This window comes from Novosphingobium sp., from assembly GCF_039595395.1.
Taxonomy (GTDB): domain Bacteria; phylum Pseudomonadota; class Alphaproteobacteria; order Sphingomonadales; family Sphingomonadaceae; genus Novosphingobium.
Map to the genome: position 1 here is coordinate 3,651,453 of NZ_JBCNLP010000001.1, position 19,041 is coordinate 3,670,493.

The 19,041-nt window shown below is 59.5% G+C and carries 17 protein-coding genes and 1 riboswitch; of the genes, 8 read left to right on the forward strand and 9 right to left on the reverse strand.

The genetic code is table 11. The features are described 5' to 3' along the window. Window positions 1–50 precede the first annotated feature (50 nt). Window positions 51–218, forward strand: a riboswitch (yybP-ykoY riboswitch). A 16-nt stretch (window positions 219–234) separates the two neighbouring features. The 7 genes from ABDW49_RS16670 to ABDW49_RS16700 all read left to right on the forward strand — a co-directional run bounded on the left by ABDW49_RS16670 (window position 235) and on the right by ABDW49_RS16700 (window position 5,942). Then, window positions 235–1,257 (forward strand): sodium:calcium antiporter, encoded by a 1,023-nt coding sequence (locus tag ABDW49_RS16670; protein WP_343613201.1) that lies wholly within the window; start codon window positions 235–237, stop codon window positions 1,255–1,257. 232 nt (window positions 1,258–1,489) lie between these two features. Then, the gene (locus ABDW49_RS16675; protein WP_343613203.1) at window positions 1,490–2,185 is read left to right on the forward strand and encodes a TadE/TadG family type IV pilus assembly protein; all 696 of its coding nucleotides are present in this window, start codon (window positions 1,490–1,492) and stop codon (window positions 2,183–2,185) included. Further along, entirely contained in the window at window positions 2,179–2,760 is a 582-nt protein-coding gene (locus tag ABDW49_RS16680) for a TadE/TadG family type IV pilus assembly protein (RefSeq protein WP_343613205.1), read from the forward strand. Before ABDW49_RS16675 ends, ABDW49_RS16680 begins: the two co-directional genes overlap by 7 nt. A gap of 32 nt (window positions 2,761–2,792) precedes the next feature. Then, the gene (locus ABDW49_RS16685) at window positions 2,793–4,517 is read left to right on the forward strand and encodes a pilus assembly protein TadG-related protein (protein WP_343613207.1); all 1,725 of its coding nucleotides are present in this window, start codon (window positions 2,793–2,795) and stop codon (window positions 4,515–4,517) included. A gap of 121 nt (window positions 4,518–4,638) precedes the next feature. Then, a complete protein-coding gene (locus tag ABDW49_RS16690) occupies window positions 4,639–4,962 on the forward strand; it encodes a hypothetical protein (protein ID WP_343613209.1) in 324 nt (107 codons plus the stop codon). A gap of 147 nt (window positions 4,963–5,109) precedes the next feature. Next, window positions 5,110–5,313 carry a Flp family type IVb pilin gene (locus ABDW49_RS16695; protein WP_343613211.1) on the forward strand — a complete coding sequence of 68 codons (204 nt, stop codon included), beginning with the start codon at window positions 5,110–5,112 and terminating at the stop codon, window positions 5,311–5,313. 137 nt (window positions 5,314–5,450) lie between these two features. Further along, window positions 5,451–5,942, forward strand: coding sequence for a hypothetical protein (locus ABDW49_RS16700; RefSeq protein WP_343613213.1), 492 nt, complete (start codon window positions 5,451–5,453; stop codon window positions 5,940–5,942). Between the two features lie 816 nt (window positions 5,943–6,758). Here the strand turns inward: ABDW49_RS16700 and ABDW49_RS16705 are convergent. Then, window positions 6,759–7,736, reverse strand: a complete 978-nt coding sequence (locus ABDW49_RS16705) for a hypothetical protein (protein WP_343613216.1) — start codon at window positions 7,734–7,736, stop codon at window positions 6,759–6,761. 68 nt (window positions 7,737–7,804) lie between these two features. On the opposite strand from ABDW49_RS16705, the gene ABDW49_RS16710 reads away from it, so the two are divergent. Then, window positions 7,805–9,055, forward strand: coding sequence for a hypothetical protein (locus ABDW49_RS16710; RefSeq protein ID WP_343613218.1), 1,251 nt, complete (start codon window positions 7,805–7,807; stop codon window positions 9,053–9,055). Window positions 9,056–9,059: 4 nt separating this feature from the next. On the opposite strand, the gene ABDW49_RS16715 is transcribed toward ABDW49_RS16710, so the two are convergent. From ABDW49_RS16715 to ABDW49_RS16750, 8 genes are all read right to left on the reverse strand, one after another. After that, entirely contained in the window at window positions 9,060–9,668 is a 609-nt protein-coding gene (locus ABDW49_RS16715; RefSeq protein WP_343613220.1) for a hypothetical protein, read from the reverse strand. Further along, window positions 9,665–10,138 carry a hypothetical protein gene (locus ABDW49_RS16720; RefSeq protein ID WP_343613222.1) on the reverse strand — a complete coding sequence of 158 codons (474 nt, stop codon included), beginning with the start codon at window positions 10,136–10,138 and terminating at the stop codon, window positions 9,665–9,667. The genes ABDW49_RS16715 and ABDW49_RS16720 overlap by 4 nt, the downstream gene beginning before the upstream one ends. Before the next feature lie 854 nt (window positions 10,139–10,992). After that, window positions 10,993–11,280 carry a hypothetical protein gene (locus ABDW49_RS16725; RefSeq protein WP_343613223.1) on the reverse strand — a complete coding sequence of 96 codons (288 nt, stop codon included), beginning with the start codon at window positions 11,278–11,280 and terminating at the stop codon, window positions 10,993–10,995. A 346-nt stretch (window positions 11,281–11,626) separates the two neighbouring features. Beyond that, window positions 11,627–12,556: a DUF5655 domain-containing protein gene (locus ABDW49_RS16730; protein ID WP_343613224.1), complete on the reverse strand. Its 930-nt coding sequence runs from the start codon at window positions 12,554–12,556 to the stop codon at window positions 11,627–11,629. A 7-nt stretch (window positions 12,557–12,563) separates the two neighbouring features. Beyond that, window positions 12,564–13,304 carry a SprT family zinc-dependent metalloprotease gene (locus ABDW49_RS16735; RefSeq protein WP_343613226.1) on the reverse strand — a complete coding sequence of 247 codons (741 nt, stop codon included), beginning with the start codon at window positions 13,302–13,304 and terminating at the stop codon, window positions 12,564–12,566. Further along, a complete protein-coding gene (locus tag ABDW49_RS16740; protein WP_343613227.1) occupies window positions 13,301–16,270 on the reverse strand; it encodes a type I restriction endonuclease subunit R in 2,970 nt (989 codons plus the stop codon). The genes ABDW49_RS16735 and ABDW49_RS16740 overlap by 4 nt, the downstream gene beginning before the upstream one ends. Then, window positions 16,267–17,520: a restriction endonuclease subunit S gene (locus ABDW49_RS16745; RefSeq protein ID WP_343613228.1), complete on the reverse strand. Its 1,254-nt coding sequence runs from the start codon at window positions 17,518–17,520 to the stop codon at window positions 16,267–16,269. Before ABDW49_RS16745 ends, ABDW49_RS16740 begins: the two co-directional genes overlap by 4 nt. Further along, complete coding sequence (locus ABDW49_RS16750; protein ID WP_343613230.1) at window positions 17,510–19,036, reverse strand: class I SAM-dependent DNA methyltransferase; 1,527 nt, start codon at window positions 19,034–19,036, stop codon at window positions 17,510–17,512. Before ABDW49_RS16750 ends, ABDW49_RS16745 begins: the two co-directional genes overlap by 11 nt. Window positions 19,037–19,041: the final 5 nt, after the last annotated feature.

Sequence of the window (19,041 nt, forward strand, 5' to 3'; positions counted from 1 at the left end):
GTCAACCGATTAACACAAGCTTGACAAACCACCCACCGCAAGGCAGACGCGCCCCGCTTCCTGGGGAGTAGTCGCCCGCGCTTCTGACATGCGGGGTTCGCGTCAACACACTTGGCTTTCTGCCATGGCGCGCACGGCCAGACCGGCTTGACGAGACCATGAATGAGCGCGTGTCCGGGCCGGGCATGGGCTGCATTCATGCGTTCTGTCATCCGGCCCCGGAGTTTTGCGTTCATGTCACCCACCCTGTTGGCCATCTGGCCGAACATCGCCTTGCTGCTGGGATCAGCGGTGGTGATCTATCTGGCCTGCGAGTTCTTCGTGAACGGCGTGGAGTGGGTCGGCCAGAAGATGGCGGTGGGGCAAAAGGCCACCGGGACCATCCTCGCGGCCTTCGGCACGGCCTTGCCCGAAAGCGTGGTGACGCTGGTTGCCGTGGCCTTTGGCGCCGGAGCCGCTTCCAAGGAGTTGGGCGTGGGCGCGGCGCTGGGTGGGCCCCTGGCGCTCTCGACCATTGCCTATGCCACGGTGGGCTTTTCGCTGATCCTGTGCGGGCGCCACCTGCCCGTCACCGCCGCCGTGCGCGAAGAGTTCAAGCGGCTGAGCAAGGACCAGGTCTGGTTCATGGCGATCTTTGCCGCCAAGATCCTGCTGGGCGTGCTGGTCTTTGCCTGGAAGCCCTGGTTGGGCCTGGCCTTTCTGGCTGCCTATGCCTTCTACGTCCGGCAGGAAATGCAGGGCGAAAACGAGGATGAAGAGGAAGAGCTGGAACCCCTGAAATTCCAGCCCGGTCGCGCCGAGCCCGCCACCGCTATGGCGCTGATCCAGACGCTGACCGCGCTGGTGGTGATCTTCTTCGCCTCGCGCACCTTCGTGGCCCAGCTTGAGCATCTGGGCCCGGCGCTGGGCCTGCGTCCGCAATTGCTGGCGCTGCTGCTCAGCCCCATCGCCACCGAACTGCCCGAGACGATGAACGCCGTCATCTGGGTGAGGCAGGGCAAGTACCGTCTGGCCCTCGCCAATATTTCGGGCGCGATGATGATCCAGGCCACCATCCCCACCGCGCTGGGCCTGTTCTTCACCCCCTGGCATTTGAGCGCGCCTTTGTTGGTGGCCGCCGCCGCGACGATGACCGCGATCCTCATCATGGCCGTGGCCTTTGCGCGCGGCGCGATCAGCCGCTGGCTGCTGGCGGGGATGGGGCTGCTCTATCCGATCTTCGCGGGAGTGATCGCGGTGCTGCATCTGGCGGGATAAGCGGTATCCGGCGGGTTCATCCACGAATCCGCCGGACTTTTCAGAAGGATGGATGCAGAAATCTTCAGATCTTCTTCACATTTGAGCGTGTAACGCCGCCCGCGATGCGAAGGCCCCCGGCAGCGGCCGTATGGTTGAGACTCTTTGCATGAGCTTAACCGTATATTTGCAGATCGTATTTAAGCGTAGCGGCATGACGCTCGCTCGATCCGTCCTTTCTGCCGCTTCCGCCATGCCATACCCGGCCCTGTTCCGGCGGTTGTGGGCGAATCGCGACGGTGGCGTGGCGATGGAATTCGCCTTCGTGGCCCCGCCCTTCGTCGCGCTGGTGCTGGGCATCCTGCATATCGCCTTGATCTACATGGCGCAGGAAGGCCTGGAAACCGCCGTGGAAAATGCCGCCCGCCTGGTGATGACCGGCGCCGCGCAGAGCATGACCACCGGCACCAACTCCGCCGCCGGGATGAGCGCGACCGACTTCAAGAGCGCCGTCTGCAGCGGCATCAGCGGCAAGGATTCGAACGGCAACGCCGTCACCTACTCCGGCGTGCTGCCGCCCTTCCTGACCTGCGACCGGCTGACGGTGAATGTGCAGGTGGTGCCCACCGGCTGCACCTCGCCGACCATCACCGTGCCTGTCTACACTTACGACAAGACCACCGGAAAGCTCACCGGCACCAGCGCCGGTTACGGCACGGTCAGTTGTGACGGCACAAGCACCGGTACCAACGGCATCGGCAGCACGCAGGGCAAGCTGGTCATCATGCAGTTGGCCTATCTGTGGCCGACGGTCTCCGGGCCGCTGGGGGTCAATTTCGTCAATCAGAATTATGGCAACAACCGCCTGCTGGTGGCGACCTACACCTTCACGGTCGAGCAATATCTCTGCCCCACCGATCCCAGCACGGGGGTCGCCCAGACATGCTGAAGCGCCTGATCCGGGACCGCGGCGGCGTGGCCATGGTGGAGTTCGCCCTGGCCCTGCCGCTGATGCTGACCCTGTTCATGGGCTGCTTTGTCATTTCCGACATGATCTCCTGCTATCGCAAGGTCACGGCCACCACGCGCGCGCTGACCGATCTGGCCAGCCGGGGCATCTCGCCCTCCAGCGCGCCGGCCACCAGCACCGTTTCCACCTATATGAGCAGCGCCGATCTGGTGATGTCGCCCTTCGACATCACCAAGGCCAGTCTGCAGATCGCCCAGTTGCGCATTTGCGACACCACCCACGCCTATGTGGTGTGGAGCCAGGCCCAGACAGGCAGCACGGCGGCCTCGCCCTCGCTGGTCGCCGGAACGGTGGTGTCGGTGCCGGCCGGCATCATCAACAGCTATATGGTGCCCTCCACCGCCAATGCCTGCGCCAGCGGCGTGGCGGGCACCGCGGGCGCCTATCTGTTCTATGGCCAGGTCGCCTATGCCTATACGCCAGCGATCGGCTTTGGCCTGAAGCTGACCACAAACATGGGTGACCAGCTCTATATGAGCCCCCGCCTCAACTGACCGCCTCCTTCGACGAAAAGGCCCCGCCCTTCATGCCCCCCCTGACCGCCCTCCTGATGCCAGCCTGCGCCCGGCTCTGCCGCCGTTTGCGCGCCGATCAGCGCGGCAATGTGCTTTTGCTCCTGGCTCTGGTCCTGCCGCTGCTGCTGGGCGCGGTGGGCTTTGGCCTCGATTACGCCCGCGCGCAGCGGCTGCAGACCAAGCTGGACGCGGCGGCGGATGCGGCGGCACTGGCCACCGTCGACCCCACCTTGCTGAGCGTCACCGACACCGCACAGGTGAAAGCCGCCGCCGAGGCGATGTTCGACCAGCAGGTCCAGGGCCTGAGCGGGCTGACCATCACAGGGCGCCAGGCCATTGTGGACGACAATTCCAAGAGCAGCCTGGCCACGCTGCGCAAGACCACTTTCACCTACACCGCCACCTCGAACAACATTTTCAGCGGCATTCTGAAAATGCCCAATCTGGTGATCGGCGGCTCGGCGGTGGCCAGTGCCTCGACCCCGCCCAGCATCAATTTCTTCATCGCGATGGACACCTCGCCATCAATGCTGCTGCCCACCACCCAGACCGGTATCGACGCCTTGAAAAAGACCGCCTGGTGGAGCGGCGCCAACAGTTACGGCACGCCGGTCGGCTGTGACTTTGCCTGCCATTCAAACAATATGCAGCAGTGGGGCAATGGCGTCTATGTAATCGATTCGCAGAGCAATGCGATCTATCTGGATGCCAGCGACAGCACCAACAGCACCTTCTATCGCGTGTCCTGCAACAGCAATGGCACCAGCAACGCCATCTCTGACAGCAACAACAAGGCCATGGGCACCAATGTCACACTGAAGTCCACCCAGGCGCTGTCCAACGGCCAGACGGTGATGACCTATTGCACCGGCAACAATGGCGGCCTGCTGGCCACCAATCCGGTGGCGCTGTCCTATAAGGACAAGACCTCGGGGAAAACCGTGACGCTGTCGGTCAACTATCCCGACACCTATTGGCTGGTGCAGAACTACAATCTGGTCAATCCAGGTGCCTCGACCTTCCCCCTGCGCACCGATGCCGAAAGTCTGGCCGCGCAAAGCGTGATTTCCACCGCCTATAGCATTCAGAACAAATATGCCGGCATGCCCAACGCTCCGGTGTACCAGATGCAGTTCTTCACCTTCAACCGGGAGAGCCCGGTCGCCATTCCCAACAGCACCTTCGGCCAGATGACGCCGGTGAAGTCTCTGCTGAATCAGGGCGCACCGCCGATCACCGTGCCCAATCTTCCCAAGAGCGGTTCCTGGCTCGCCCAGAACGGCCTGACCGTCACCACCAACAATTTCGACACCAATTTCGGGGATCTACTGAGCGGCATCCAGTCCCAATTGCCCGGCACCAAAGGCGCGGGCACGACAGCCTCGCCGCAAAGCGTGCTGATCATCATCACCGATGGCATGTCGGGCGCCAACAGCACTGTTTCGGCCATGACCCAATCCGACATCAACAAGTGCACAGCGATCAAGCAATACACCCGCATCGCGATTCTCTACACGCAGTATCTGCCGGGGACGATCAACTACACACCGCGTCCCGACTTCACGACGATGGCCAACAATGTCGTGCCCACCATTCAGGGCGCCCTGCAACAATGCGCCACGCAGAACACCGACGGCACCTATCTGATGCAGACCGTCTCGACCGATGGCGACGTGTCGGCCGCGCTCAACACGCTGTTCGCCATGGCGGTGCAGACTGCGCGTCTGGTGCAGTAAGCTGCGGATTCGCGCCGACAGGGACCGGATTCAGGCCGAGTGGCGCCATACGCCATTGGCCTGATCGGCCCGGCCGCACTATGGCAGGCAAAACCACAAGCGCGAAGGCAGGAGCCCCTTGATGACCGACGAACTGAGCGACATTCCGCGCCACTTCATCGAGGAGTTCAAAAAGGCAGGGCCGGAATATATCGGCTGGCAGATGCGGACCGGGGGCCTCACCGGCCCCCGGCTGACCTATGCCGGACGCTGGCTGGCGTATCTGGAAGTGGCGCAGAAGCAGGCGCGCAGGCGCTATGACCGGCGGATGTTCACGCTGGCCGTGGCTACCGCCGTGCTGGCCTTTATCGCCGCTGTGGAAGGCGGCCTGCAACTGGCGATGACCGCCCACACGCCCCCCGCGCCGAGCAGCAACCCACAGCCCTCCCCCGCATCGCACCGATAAGGCGAAGCAAGAGCAGAATATCGCCAAAACACCCCATCAGACGGGAGGGATTTGAGGCGAACCGTTGAGGCCGGTAGCACCTTGGTAACATGCGCCGTGCCACAATGCCCCTTCGGACGCCAATATTAACAATCATTTGGAAATGCGATGATCATCTCTCCCGCAACGCTCAAGGCCTTGCTCAAGCGACTGGTGCGCGACCGCACCGGAGCAACCGCCATCGAATATGGCCTGATCGCGGCGCTGATCGCGGTGGCCGCCATCACCGCGATGAAGGGTCTGGGCAATCAGCTCAAGAGCACCTTCAACTCGACATCCTCGGCCATGTCCGCGGGCAATGCCGCAGCATGACGGGCTGAGCCCCTCGCTCCAGCCTGCCAATATTTTCTTCCATCATTCTAGGGATTAGGCCCTGATCGCGCCGCAAGCGATGCTTGATCGCCTGCGGCGTATGATCCTCCGTCCAGACCATGCGAAAGGGCGGAACGGTGACAAGGAAGGAGCTGATCCAGGGCATCGCGCTTGTCGCGATGGTGATGATTCCGGCGACCATCAAGGCGTCGGGGTTGTTGAACGCGATGGAGGAAGACGCGCCGCAATGCGATGCCCCCGAAACCAGGATCGCGCTGCTGGATCAGCTTTACGACCGTGCGCTGACTCAGGCGCGCGTCTCGCCGCAATTTGCCGCCCGGCCAAGGGGGCCGGGTGACGCCAGCCTGTTCCAGCAGATCGACTGGCTGCGCAACCACCCCCTGCTGCTGATTGAATCCGCGACACAAAGCGGCACGGCGCGCGGAAGGCGCTTTTGCGTCGCCACGATATCCTATCGCCTTGGCAACAGCGGCGCGGCGCATATCAGCTTCACGACGTCGGCGGATCAGAAACTGGGGGATACGATCGTGAGCCTGGGTTCAGGCTGGCAGCGACCTGCCGGAATCGCCAGTGCGATGGCGCTTCACCGCTATCTCGACACGGCCTGAAGGACGCGGGGTCAGAGACGGATGGCGATGACGGGCTCGAATGTTTCTAGCTAAAACTCTGAAATATATATGCTAAACAGAACTTCCACAAAAATCGGTGTCTTCACCGAGGCCCCAAATCATCACACTGCGATGTGAATGGCTTTTTGCGGGATCACATTGCGGATCACAACGTCTCATTTACGTCTGAGAGATCGCAAAATAACTCGGATGCGATTCGCAACATCTTGAAGGTGATTCGCTTGCCATAAGACAAGGATGCTTGGTCCCTCGCGGTACTACCCCATGAAGGATTGGGCGGCTATCGATGGATCCTAGGGTACGGCGGCTGCCGATTCCGGCGCGGCACGCTGCACCCCAATCGCCAGAGCTGCTGACATGGACAACGCATAGGTTCAGCTGCGTCGCCGGAAAGCCCAAACAAGCTTGGCAAGGCTCGCAATGAGTGCAGCGACAGCAGTCAGATATGTGGCGGTCACAATGTCCATCGTTTTGACTCCAATAGCTGAGATGGATAGTGTTCCATAAATGTTCCATGCAGGGCAGAGCCGCAGTGCTTCGCCTTTAGCTGCCCAAACGAAACAGCTCTGATGGCGGCAGTGCCTGCAGGTGAGCTGTCGCTAACAATAGCTGCCGCTCACCGCGCCAATGACGCCCGTCGAAATTTGCCATAGGTTAAGGTGATGGAAGGGCATCGCGAATTGGCAAAAAGTGGGACGAAGCAGCCACCCCCATCTGCGAGCAGCAATGGCAGTGTTCGTCCGAAGCGGTCATAGCCAGTTTGGCCGATTAAAGGCGGTGAATGCCGAAGTTTACTTATGCGGTGATCAGAACCTCGCAATGATCGACCGGGACGAGCCCGATCGGCGATGGCGTCACGTCATATTGGTCCATCAGTTTCTGGCGCACGCCATCGAAAGCCGACTTGGGCATGCGAAGACCGTCACCTCGTTTGCGGCCCTCGCCGAGGAGCAGCGGCTTGAGCCGGGCAAGGACGCGTGGCGGGGCCCAGACCGGCAGCTTGATAGCCCCGTGCATGTACATGTTCGCCCAGCCGTTGATTCGTCGAAGGGTGGCGAACGGCACCGCCGATGCGATTTGCTTCTCGAAGGGCCGAATGGCCTCGAACAGGGCCGACAGCGGCACCGGTTCGAACGTATTGTTGGCGTCAGAGAACCGACCGGCGATGCCGAAGGCGCGGCGAAGCCGTATCTCCAAGGCCTGGCGGATCGTGCCGATCACGAGATCGGAATGGTTTTCGGCGAAGCTGAGTCCGAAGCTTCCGTGCCCGTAGATCGTCTGCTGTGCGCCGAAGAAGAAGGTGTGCATATGCTCGACCTCGTTCTTCCCAACCCCGAAGACACCTGGGACTTGGCGGCTGCGCGCGGCCCAATGCTCGAGCATTACCACGCTGTCGAATAGAACGTGATCGACGAAGCGCAGGACGTTTGCGAAGGCGAAGGCGGCCTCGGGATCCGGGCAATCCCGCGGAACGCGGGAGACGATGCTGTCCATCTCTTGGAGGAACAAGGCGGCGTGCGCAGCGTAAAAGGCGTCGTCCGCTTCCTTGCGCTGGAGATCGCCAAGAGTACGTGGAATGGCAGCATCCAAGAGGTTGTCGATGCCGGCCTTCGACGGGTGCTTGCCGACCTCCTTACGGAACGCCTGCACGAAAAGCGGCCGGCCGGAGGCCCACCAATCGACAACGCCGGCCCATTCCGCGGCGGCGTCGACGATCCTGCCGCGATTGCCACGGCATGCCTCGCGTTTATATTCCTCGATCGGTGTCGTCATCGCCTTGCTCCCGTCGTCCGTGTGAGAGAGGATATCATGAGCGGAGGTAGGGAAACGTGATCAGAACATTGGATATCTACACCGACGACACGACCTGGCCCGCCACGGGCGCGCCGTCGTTCCCGACCTCGTTCATCGCTGGGATGTCCAGCCACAACGTCGCGATCCTGCCGACCCTGCTGCTGATCGGGCAATTGACGACCCCACAGATCGCGCGCGGAGTTTCGCTCAGCGAGTTCTGGGCGTGGGTGCGTTACGTTTATGCCGTCTCGAGCGACAGCGATCTCCGCATCACGGCGGACTTCGCCAATCTTGACTCTCACCAGAAGACGATCCTGAGCGACGATTTCGGCATGGGCATTCCGATCGGCTACCTAGTCGGCACGCTGGGTCTCGTCTCATGGAGCGATGGTCGGTATTTCATGGACCGGATGAGCGCGCTGATGCACGGCCCGCTACCGGTGCCGCGCAAGCGGGGGCCGCGCAAGGCCCCCGATTTCGTGTTCATGGATCATGCCGGCGCGCTGCATGTCGTGGAATGCAAGGGTGGCCAGAGCGGCCCCGACGCGCGCGATCGGCAGTTGTCGAGCACGACGAGCAAGGGCGAGCCGACCGGGGGCGTGGTCCAGAAGCGTATGGTGCTGCTTCCCGCGCACCTGCAGGGACAGAGGCTCGCTTGCGGCCTGTCGATCGGGGTTTCGGGCAAGCTGGGGCCGAGCGACTTGAAAATCGTCGATCCGGAGTTCAACCCGGAATTCGATCTGTCGGAAGCCGACGACTCAGTGATCGGTGATCCGGTCATGCGTTCCGGGCTTGCGAAGTCGCTGCGCGGCGCCGGTTTCCCTGCGACCGCAGCAGCGGTCGCTGCTCCGAGCGGACCATCAGCGCGGGCGAAGTCGATCGAGGCGAGCCCCGCTTTCCTGAGGGCGAGCCGCCGCCGTGTGATCGATCAGCGAAACGCGGCGGCGCGGGCCGAGCTCGGCGCCGCCGGCGCCGTCAGCTTCATGATCGGCGATACCAAGCTGGTCGGGCGCGAGGTGACGATGGTGCTTCCGGTGCCGCTGACCATCGACGGCGAGACCTATCGCCGCGCGATCATCCGCCAGGGCGTGCCGCCGGACCTGCTCGGCATGGTAATGGAGATCGGCCTGGTCGAGGGCGCGCTGCCCTCGCTCGGCCGGCAGAAAGAAGGCATTGGCGGTATCAAGCTGATCGCCGAAGGAGCCCGAGGCGAGCTGCGGATTGGGGGATCGTTCGCGAGCGAGATCATCCTTGAGAAATCAGCGGGGCCGGCTGGAACCGAGGTCCCAAGCGCGTGATCGGTCAGGGGCCGCCGCCGACCAGATTGTCGATATAGCCGTCGCATCCAGTGAAATAGTTTGCCACCGCCTGCATGACGTCCTTGAGGGTTGGCAGGTGGAGATCGGTCAACGCAAGCGGGAGCGGCTGGCCTTTCTGGTCGACCGGATAGCGGTAGGAATAGGAGCCCGGATCGATCTTGGCGAACTGCCCGATGACCTCTTCCACAATGGGATCCGCCTCGTCGGGATCCTCGGTGCCGAACCGATCGAGCATCGTCGCGAAGTCGGCCCACAGCACCTCGAGCCGATGCGAGTTCCAGTTGGGTTTCACATCGACATGGCGGCCGTAGGTCGCCAGCATATACTTGAGGGACAGCTCCAGGAACTGCCGGTAATTGAAGATGATCGGACAGACGAGGAAGTCGCGGTCGACCTCCTGCTCCAGGGTGTGGGCAACCATGAGGTCGGCGCCCTTCTTATAGCCATCCGTCATGAGGACAAGCCGCGTATGGGCGCTCACAGCAATGTTGGCGTTCTCCAGGTGATCGGCGGCCTCGACGAAAGGCATGTCTCCCGCCGCCGGCCAGCGGAACTCCTCGTGGATGATCTCCTCGAACGTGCGCCGCTTCATGCGCTGAGACCTCCGGAAGCGTCCGCGCGCAGTTGGTCCCACGCGTCGCGATAGGGTTCAAGCCAAGCCGGACCATAGGTATCGGCCAGATCGAGGTGGCTGTAGTCGGGGAGAAAGCGGCGCATCTCGCCATCCTTGTGCGGCTGGCCCTTCCGCCCCGGACGCGCCAGCCAGGTCTGGTGCGAGATGTGGAGCACGTCGGCGACCACGGCGCTCGGCACGACGAATGCGTCCGGGAGCGCACCGACATCGTTCGGGAATGACAAAAAGACATAGAAGAGGCTGGCGCCGCGAATATCCTCGTGCTTCGCTTTCATGTGCCAACCGCCGTCGCTGCCGAGTTGGCGGCGCGTCTTTACTTGGACCGCACATGCCCGATCACCAATATCATCTGTGACAACGATATCGGCCGTCGGCACCCCTACTGGTGCCAGCGCGGCGATCAGCCCACGCCGCAAGAGTTGCGACATTACGTAGTGCTCGCCTGCGGCACCTAAGAGCGATGATGGAGACATGAGCCGGACTATATTCGGCATTGAACCGCCCGTCTCGCATATTCAGCTTGGGCAAGCCGCCGGTCCGCACTTGAGAACGGAAAAATCGACGCTGAATAGTCGGAAATGGTCGGCTGCTCACCGGCCGCTTTATGTCGCTCAATCGGCGGCTCCTGTCAGATCCGGTCGTTCCCGTCATTGCGGAGGAACGGCAACATCTGGTCGGCTGTCACCGCTTCCAGCAGACCCGCCTGCCGGTGAGAGGTCTGATTGGCATCACCAATAGCTACCGGTTGACTTGCCGCTGATTTTTCCTCCAAGCTTCATTAGAAGCCGACCAAGCGGAAAGACAGACGAAAGAATGAAGCGAGCAATATTCAAAAAATGATATCTCCACTCCACTGAAGTGCGGTAGCGGGAATCGAAATTAGCAAGCAATCATCTGATATCTAAACAATATTTGTCAATTTTATATTCCAATAGCCCCGACATTTAGCCCCACTCCCTTTCAGGAAATCGGGTTTGACGCATAAATCGGGAATTTTTCACCTCAGTCCAGTTCATGGAATCTTGTAGAACTTCATGAAATGAGCAGCAACATATGGTCAGTCAGGCCATTGATTTGATCAAAGGCTCTCGGCGTCTCTGGAAGCAGAGGAGTTGGTTAACTTCTCGCTGTGTTCCTCATCTCATGGAAAGCTCGCCCCTATCGGAAGCCGGGAAATGAGCGGGCGCGGTGACACGGCTGCCCTCTACCGTCCATCCCCTAAGCGGTGCCTTGAGATGCGCCGAACGGAGAAACGAGCGGCGGACAGGTTCCCAATCACCAGTTATACGAACAGCTTCGCCACCGCTGCAAGCGCCGTAATCAATGCCAGGCCAAATCCAGCCTTTTGCAGCGGCAAAAGCTTTCCGGCCGGCTTACCTTCTTCGGCCTTTAAAGCCAAGACGCGCTTTATGGCGTCGATAGTTGACCCGGTTGGCTCACCATATCTTAATGCGTCGGAAAGTTCGCGCTCAGACCATCCCATCAGCTCTCTGTCGGAAAAAGCCTTCCCTTTTAAACTCAGAGTTTTGGCCCTTCTCGCTTCGAGATCATCAAATTTCTCCTTGTCCATATACATTTCCTCATCTGCCCGGCTCTGCCGGTCACTATCTAAGATCGCTTCCAAGTTCCGCCAGCGCACGAAGCATTTTTAGCAGGTGGCTTGCTGGCCGAAACACATCACCCAGAAGACACCGCACGCTCATGATTCTACGGCCTAGCAAATTTGAGAACCCACTAGCGCCTTTGGCCAAAAAACAGATGATCACTTCAATCTACAGACCTGACCTTCTGGAAAGCGGCCATCTTAGCCCCGGTAGCAGCCATCAAACCTTGGGTGTCCGGCGGTTTTTGCGATCAGCGAGGCCGCCGTTCAACGATCAACTTGAAGGCGTTTTGCTGACGGACCGCTCGGCCATTCAGGCCCCGTCATAGCTGCGATCCATCAGTGGCTTGGCTTTATCCAGCGCAGCAACGTCGGTGATGATGATTTCGAGGTCACCAGTTCCGAAATGTCCAATGTTGCGGACATCACGTGTAAAACCTGATTCGAGTTCTATTGTACTTGGATCGACCTTGACGAAAATTTTAAGGTGCCTGATCTGCGGCTTGACCTCAACGCACGCGAAGTTCTTCAGGCGCCGGAAAGCAACATAGTTGTCCAGGATTTTCAAATCGACATCGTCGCCTAACGCCAGCAGGTACGCCTTCGTCGCCTCGTAAAGATCGACAAGGCCTTGGTCGGCGTCGGCAAGGTACTGTGTAACAGTTTTCTGGCGAGAGCGAGGTCGCATTGCCGTAGTCTCGCCTTGTGCGTCAACGCCCGCTGGGATGCCGCGCACGGGCCGCTCCGATGCCGAAGTCAGTAGTTCGAACAGCAACAGTTCGTCACCAAAGCGGCGATAGCGAACCAGCGCGATATTTCGGTTCATCTGGTTGACCGCATGCGCATCGTATTTTGTGAAATCACCCGCGATGCAGATCAGCCGGGGCGTCGTCCAATCAACGGCCTTCGCCTCTTCGGCGCCGAAGCGCTCCAGAACAAGCCATTCGAAATCACGGCGGTGATCCATCAGCCAGTCGAGGTAGAATAAGCCTTGGTTGATGACATTCTCATTGCTGGCCCGTTTGTACTCGACGATCACTGGCGAACCATTCTCGTCTATGCCCAGCGAATCCATGCGTCCGCCGTTCGTAGTCGGAAACTCCGATGCAAGAAACCGCACACCGAGGAATGCTTCCATGTTGCGTTCAATAAGGGTCTGCAATGACTTCTCTAGCGCGACCGCGCTGCCGCGAAGCTCTGTGACCGAAGCACTGTCCGTGCGAAAGAGTTTTATATCGCTCATACAAAAATCACCAAATGAACTGGTGCCCCATTCTGTCAAGTCTTCTCAGGCGATCCTCGTAGTCCGGCATGATCGTTTCCAACGACCGCCAAAATCGACGTGAATGATTGTGCTCAAGAACGTGACAAGCCTCGTGTGCAATAACGTAGTCGACCAGCGGCATCGGAGCCATCACCAAGCGCCAGTTGAGGCGGATGCGCCCCCGTGAATCGCAGCTTCCCCAGCGTTTGGATTGGTCAACGACATTAACGGTCGGTGTTGGAATGCCAAGCGTCTCTGCGATCATTCGCGCGCGGGCAGGAAAATGCTGGATCGCATGCGCTCGGTACCAGTGCCTGAGCCCGCTGCGGACAGCGGCGCGCTGAATGGCTTCATGGCCTTTCGGCAGCACCGGCGCGACAAGGCTGGAACCTCTCGCAATAATCCGGGTCGTGACGGCGGTTTCGTCGGGAATGAGCTTCAAGCGATATTGGCGGCCGAGGTAGTGAAAGGTCTCGCCACTCACAAATTCCTTGGCCGCCGGCCGCGCCCCAAGTTCGCGGTACGCCGCCTGTTTGCGAAGCAGCCAAGCGCCTTTCTTGCGAACGATGCCGAGGACGCGGTCATCGCCTAAGTCCGACGGCGCGAGGACGCGCACTCCGTCGAAGCCAACAGATATCGCCACGGTTTTCCGGCGCGCCGTCCGCTCGATTAGGAACGTAAACGTTTCGCCGCCAAAAACGATGGAATGCTGAGCCGCGTCCGTCATCCCGCATACCTCGCGCGGGCGACATCCATGATCTTTGCCGTCGTGGCTTCAACCTTGCGCGCATCCAATCCCAAGCTGCGCAATTGCTCCTTGATGGATCGGCGCATCTGTCGCTGGACGTCCTCCTTTTGATGCCAGTCGACAACTTCAGCATACTCCTCAAGTGCCTTGGTGATACCGGCAGCTCTCCGAGAGCGCTCGGGGTCTGGTAGGTCAGCGTCAATGAAGGGCAGGATGGCGGCAGCCGTTCCGGTAAGGCCGTCGCTTCTGCCCGCCGCGCCCGAGCGAATATCTGTGGCTTGCCCGACCATTGCTTCAAGCTTGGCCAAGGCACTGGCAGCGGACACGCGAGCTTCCCGCCTGTCGTTGACGATCCGCTCCAACTGCTCCCAAAGCGAGGCGTAAGCCGTGGGGTTCTCGTCGCGGTGGACGTGGATCTCCTGCCGAATAGCGTGCTCGATCTCGGCAGCCTGGGCAGCGCTCGACCTGAGGCTTTCCAGATGCGGACGGAACGCGGGGTCGAGAATATCGAACTTCACCAGCAACTGTTCGACACCCGTCACCGAGAGGTGGCTGGTGATAATCTCGCCCACCTTCGCGCCGTAGTCTTTCGGGTCAAATGGCTCCTCGTGATAGGCGCGGCGGGCGAGAACGCGAATGCGCGATAGCCACTTCAGGTCGGACGGATAGGGTTCTTCCAATGCCTTGGGATCAGGCAAAACCATGTCCATGGCTTCGGCAAAACGCAGGAAGTCGAGCTCGAATTTGGCGCGGATGTCGTCAGGGCGCAGCAGTTCAACGCACGCCAAATCGTCCTGATTGTTAAGGCCTTCGAAGAGCCGAATGGCGGCCCGGTGCCGACTTTCCAAAAGTTGGATCTTTTCAGATAGCGGACGGAGCGCGCTGGCTACGCCATCCTCGTCGGAGAACATATCCAATGCGTCAGAAATGCGCCGATTGTCCCCCCAATAATCCACGACCAACCCGTAGGTCTTGCCATCGGCGGTGCGGTTCACGCGAGCAATCGCCTGCAAAAGCGTGTGCTCTCGCAAAGGGGCATCGAGATACAGAACCTGCTCTACCGGCGCGTCAAAACCGGTGAGCAGCATATCGCACACGATCAAGATTTTCAGCGGATCGTCACGCCTCTTGAACCGGCCAATCATGGTGTCGCGGTCGCGCTTGGACAGGTGATGGGCTTGCAGCCGGGCGCTGTCATTGTTCGAAGCGGACATGATGAGCGCGCATTCGGGCGCGCCAAGCTGCCGCAAGGCTTCGACATAGGTCACGGCGACGTCGCGGCTGACCGTCACGATCTGCGCTTTGAAACCGTTTGGCTCAATGGTGCTTCGATAGTGCGCAAGGACATCTTTGGCGATGGCCTCAATGCGCACTTGAGCTCCGGCCAGCTTCTCCTGAAGTCGCATACCGCGCTTCAGTTTCTCAATCTCGGTGTTCGACAGTTCAGAAAACGTGGTCCGAATATCCCGTTCGAGATCGCGCCCGTCGATCCGTAGTTGCGCGTCGCGCATCTCGTAATAGATCGGGACGGTCGCTCCATCCTTCACAGCCTGGTCGATCAGGTAGCGGTGCAGATAGTCGCCAAAGACCTCACGGGTGCTGCGGTCCTTTTTGTCGATGGGCGTGCCGGTGAATGCGATCATGCAGGCATTGGGCAGTCCTGCCCGCATCCGAGCCGCCAGCGCGCCATATTGCGTCCGGTGCGCTTCATCGACCATGACGAAAACATTTCGCGCATTGGAAATCACAGACGAGCGTTTTGGCACAGCGCTGTGAAACTTGTGGACGGTAGTAAGAACGGTGGTGCCAGCCCCGCCCGATAGGGTGTTACGCAGCGCGCCTCCGCTTTCCGCCTGGATGGGGTTAGCAAATCCTGAGCGTTGGAATTGCCCGGTGATCTGATCATCAAGGTCGGTTCTATCCGTGACGATGACAATTGTCGGATTTTCAGCTTCGGGAAGGCGACGCAGCTTGGTCGCAAGAAACACCATCGTCAGCGATTTACCGGAGCCTTGGGTATGGTGGATAACGCCGCCACGACGTTGTAGATTGGGCGCGCTCCGGATGCGCTCAATCGCTTTGCCGACGGCAACAAACTGCTGATAGCGCGCCAGCTTCTTGATGCGCCGTCCGTCGATAGTCTCGAACATGACGAAGTTGCGGATGAGATCGAGCAGATTGGCCGGGGCGAGAAGCCCGGCGAGCAATATGTCTTGTCCGGTTGGTGTTCGACCCAATTGTGCCGCGAGCGCATCGAGCGTGAGCGGATATGGGTCTTTCCACTCAGCCCATTGGCGAGCAGGCGTGAGCGTTGTGCCGCACTTCGCCACATCGCGCGCCAGTGCAATGGCAATCTGAGCCGTCTCGAACAGGCGAGGAGCGCCAAGCCCGGCGAACTCATCCCGGCTTTCATAGCGGCGGAATTGGCGGATCGCCTCACCCATCGGGTCGGCCAGTGACGGCGACTTGCATTCGATGGCAGCGAGCGGGAGACCGTTCACGTAAACGACGATATCGGGAATAATGTCCTGACGCGCGCCCTTGATGGCGACTTGCCGCGCGAACTCAAATGTGTTGGCGGATGGATCGTCGAAATCGAAGAACCGCACATTGCGGTCCTGGCGTCTGCCACCTTCAGTATGTGGGGCCGTCACGCCGTAGGTGAGAGCCGTATAGGCACTCTCGTTCGCCTCCATCACATCGACGGCGGTCACGCGCGTGACGGCGGCTAGAGCGCGGCGAACACCGTCATCACCAAGCCACGGATTAAGGCGCTTCAGGCATTCCGCGAGGCGAACCGTCAGAACCGGCTCGGTTGCAAGCCCGTCGCGCAGCCGCCGCACGTCCTCGGGTGATAAGGACTTATAGTCGAATAGCACCCGCAGCAGATCCGCAGCCGGCTCCTCTACCCATTCGCGCTCAAGCTGTTCACTGGTTTCGTTCATGCGGCTCGTCCGGCCTTGTTACGGTGCCGCGCAATGATACTCTCCGGGAGACGAATGCGCCCTGACAACAGTTCTTGGGAGAGGGAAGCACGAAGCGAAATAAGCTTCTTCAACGTGGCCTCCTCCGCCTCGATGCGCGACCAAGCTCCTTTCAACAGCCCGACGATCTGATCTTGCCGGGCAAGCGGAGGAACACGAATTTGGATACGCTTCATCTCACCAACATTCAGATGTTGCTGCGCGAGACCGCCCTGGAGAACAGCAATTTGCCGTTTTGCGATGCGTGAGTTCATGAAAAAACTCACATATTCTCCGCGCACCTCAGAGCCAGGACGGGAGAAAATTACATCAATACAATTGATTTCGCCAATGTTATGCGGCACGACCGCCGTCTTGCCCGGTTCGCCTGTCCTGACAGTAACCACGTCTCCCACGCGCAAGGCCGACTTTCTGTTAAGTCTGTGGCCGTGTTCAGAGATTTTGACCAGCTCGCCAAGATACAAGCGGTTCGGACGTACATTGAGCGACCGAAGGGCAGGAACACCGCCAACTTCGACATAATAGGAAGCGGGCTTGACGACGATGCCAACTTGAATCGAGGCCATCTCGGAAGCCAATGTCGAAGTGCGCCAGCCATCTACTTTTTTATGTCCTGTACATGGATCGATACCCAAGAAGAGTGCCTCGGCAAGCGCCTCAGTCATTTCGTGAAGTTGAACGCAGACCGCTTCCGATGTAGCAATTGCCTCCTCCACCGTCGAAAAGATCTCGGCAATTGCATACTGCTCAGCTAATGGAGGCAGAGCAAACTTGAAGGCGGACAGGTCTCTGAATAGAATAGATTTTCTGCGATTAACCCCCCCATTGCTATAGGGGTCGAAGCGGCCACTTAGCGCAAATCTCTTAAATTTTCGGAGAGCGATTTCTGGGTCGATTTCTTCACAATCAGTTTCGAAAACCGTGTACATCGGGCTTATCAGACCCGCGTCTTCATTTTTCAGGTAGTCGATAGAGCCTTCATCGAGGTGGATCGTGGCGTAGGCAAATTGTCCACGCTTCACGATCTTATACCGATCGGTATTCTCGCTATAAACCGATTTTGAGAAGTACTCATTGGAGCGAACGAAGCCACGATGCTTCGTCATACTCAAAACCGGAATATCAGCACTCGTCCGATTCCTGTTCGAAATTTCGCGGGCGATCTGGCCAATGCGGACCTCTCGCCACCCCTTGGGCACGTTACCCGACATAACCCATCTCCTTAAGGAGGGCGTTCATGCGGGCAGCGGCCTCATCCCGTGCCTTCTCAGCGTCCCAGAGCTTGGCAAGCTCCGCCTGCACATCTATCGGCTTTTCCGGCTCCAGCGTGTCGATGTAGCGGGAGATGTTGAGGTTGAAATCATTCTCCTCAATTTCCTTCATGTCGACGATGCGGCAGAAGCGGTCCTCATCTTTCCATGCGCGGAAGGCGTCACGAATGTCACCGATATCGCGTTCACCCAAGATGTTTTTTTTGGGCCGCTCCTCAAACTTCTTCGCACTGTGGATGAACAGCACCTTACCTTCGCGCTCGGGCGCTTTTGCCTTGTTGAGGATCAAAACAGTTGCGGGGATGCCGGTGCCTGCGAACAGGTTTTCGGGCAGGCCGATAATCGCCTCGAACAGGTCGGCCTTCAGCATCGCTTCACGAATGCGGCCGTCGCCCGAACCGCGAAACAGCACCCCATGCGGCATCACCACGCCGCAAACGCCCTGGGCGTTGAGCGTTGCCACCATGTGCTGGACGAAGGCCAGATCGCCCATGTTCTTAGGAGGAATGCCGAAGATGAAACGGTTATGCCCCTTCTTCTCGGTGTCCCCTGACACATCCTCGGCGCCCCAGCTATCCAGCGAAAAGGGCGGATTGGCGATCACGCGGTCATAAAGGAAGAGATTGCCGTCCTGATCGAGCAAGCGCGGATTGCGAATCGTATCGCCCTTTTCGATCCGCGCATCGCGTAGTCCGTGCAGCAGCAAATTCATCTTGGCGATGGCCCATGTGCCAAGGTTTTTTTCCTGTCCGTGCAGCGTGATGTTGAGTGCTTCACCTAGCCGCTTGCCTTCAAGCTTCGCCACATGCTCCGCGACCTGAACCAGCATGCCGCCTGAGCCGCAGGTGGGGTCGCTGATGCGCATGCCGGGCTTGGGGTCCAGCAACTCGACAATCAGACGCACGACTTGATGTGGGGTGTAGAACTCGCCGCCCTTCTTGCCAGCATCATCCGCAAACTTATCGATTAGGTATTCATAGGCGCGACCAAGCATGTCCGGCTCGGAAAGCGAGGCGTTCGACAGGTCGATGCGTGAGAAGTGGTCAATCAGACGCGACAAAACGCCTTCGCGGTTCTTGGCGTCGCCAAGGCGTGATTCAGAATTAAAGTCGATATTGGCCAGAACGCCTTCAATCGAGGGATTGGCATCCTCAATCGCTGCGCATGCCTTGTTGAGGTGATCGCCAATGCCCGTCGTCAGCTTTTTGATCGCTGACCAGCGCGCGCGTTCAACTAGAAAGAATTCATGTTCGTCTGGGTCACTGTAGGCGACATCTTTCGCCAGACCCTGACGCATGGCCTCCTTTACCTCTTCTTCGAAACGATCAGACAGTCGCTTTAGAAAAAGGAAGCCAAAGATGTAGATTTTGTAATCGGAACTATCGATGGAGCCGCGCAGGATGTCAGCGGATTTCCAAAGATGGCTTTCCAGTTCAGTGCGTGTAAGTTTAGCCATGTTTT

Coding starts and splice junctions, on each gene's coding strand:
- ABDW49_RS16675 (WP_343613203.1), top strand. CDS start 1,490: ATGCCATACCCGGCCCTGTTCCGGCGGTTGTGGGCGAATCGCGACGGT.
- ABDW49_RS16670 (WP_343613201.1), top strand. CDS start 235: ATGTCACCCACCCTGTTGGCCATCTGGCCGAACATCGCCTTGCTGCTG.
- ABDW49_RS16725 (WP_343613223.1), bottom strand. CDS start 11,280: ATGGACAAGGAGAAATTTGATGATCTCGAAGCGAGAAGGGCCAAAACT.
- ABDW49_RS16705 (WP_343613216.1), bottom strand. CDS start 7,736: ATGACGACACCGATCGAGGAATATAAACGCGAGGCATGCCGTGGCAAT.
- ABDW49_RS16685 (WP_343613207.1), top strand. CDS start 2,793: ATGCCCCCCCTGACCGCCCTCCTGATGCCAGCCTGCGCCCGGCTCTGC.
- ABDW49_RS16690 (WP_343613209.1), top strand. CDS start 4,639: ATGACCGACGAACTGAGCGACATTCCGCGCCACTTCATCGAGGAGTTC.
- ABDW49_RS16750 (WP_343613230.1), bottom strand. CDS start 19,036: ATGGCTAAACTTACACGCACTGAACTGGAAAGCCATCTTTGGAAATCC.
- ABDW49_RS16740 (WP_343613227.1), bottom strand. CDS start 16,270: ATGAACGAAACCAGTGAACAGCTTGAGCGCGAATGGGTAGAGGAGCCG.
- ABDW49_RS16735 (WP_343613226.1), bottom strand. CDS start 13,304: ATGACGGACGCGGCTCAGCATTCCATCGTTTTTGGCGGCGAAACGTTT.
- ABDW49_RS16715 (WP_343613220.1), bottom strand. CDS start 9,668: ATGAAGCGGCGCACGTTCGAGGAGATCATCCACGAGGAGTTCCGCTGG.
- ABDW49_RS16730 (WP_343613224.1), bottom strand. CDS start 12,556: ATGAGCGATATAAAACTCTTTCGCACGGACAGTGCTTCGGTCACAGAG.
- ABDW49_RS16680 (WP_343613205.1), top strand. CDS start 2,179: ATGCTGAAGCGCCTGATCCGGGACCGCGGCGGCGTGGCCATGGTGGAG.
- ABDW49_RS16745 (WP_343613228.1), bottom strand. CDS start 17,520: ATGTCGGGTAACGTGCCCAAGGGGTGGCGAGAGGTCCGCATTGGCCAG.
- ABDW49_RS16720 (WP_343613222.1), bottom strand. CDS start 10,138: ATGTCGCAACTCTTGCGGCGTGGGCTGATCGCCGCGCTGGCACCAGTA.
- ABDW49_RS16695 (WP_343613211.1), top strand. CDS start 5,110: ATGATCATCTCTCCCGCAACGCTCAAGGCCTTGCTCAAGCGACTGGTG.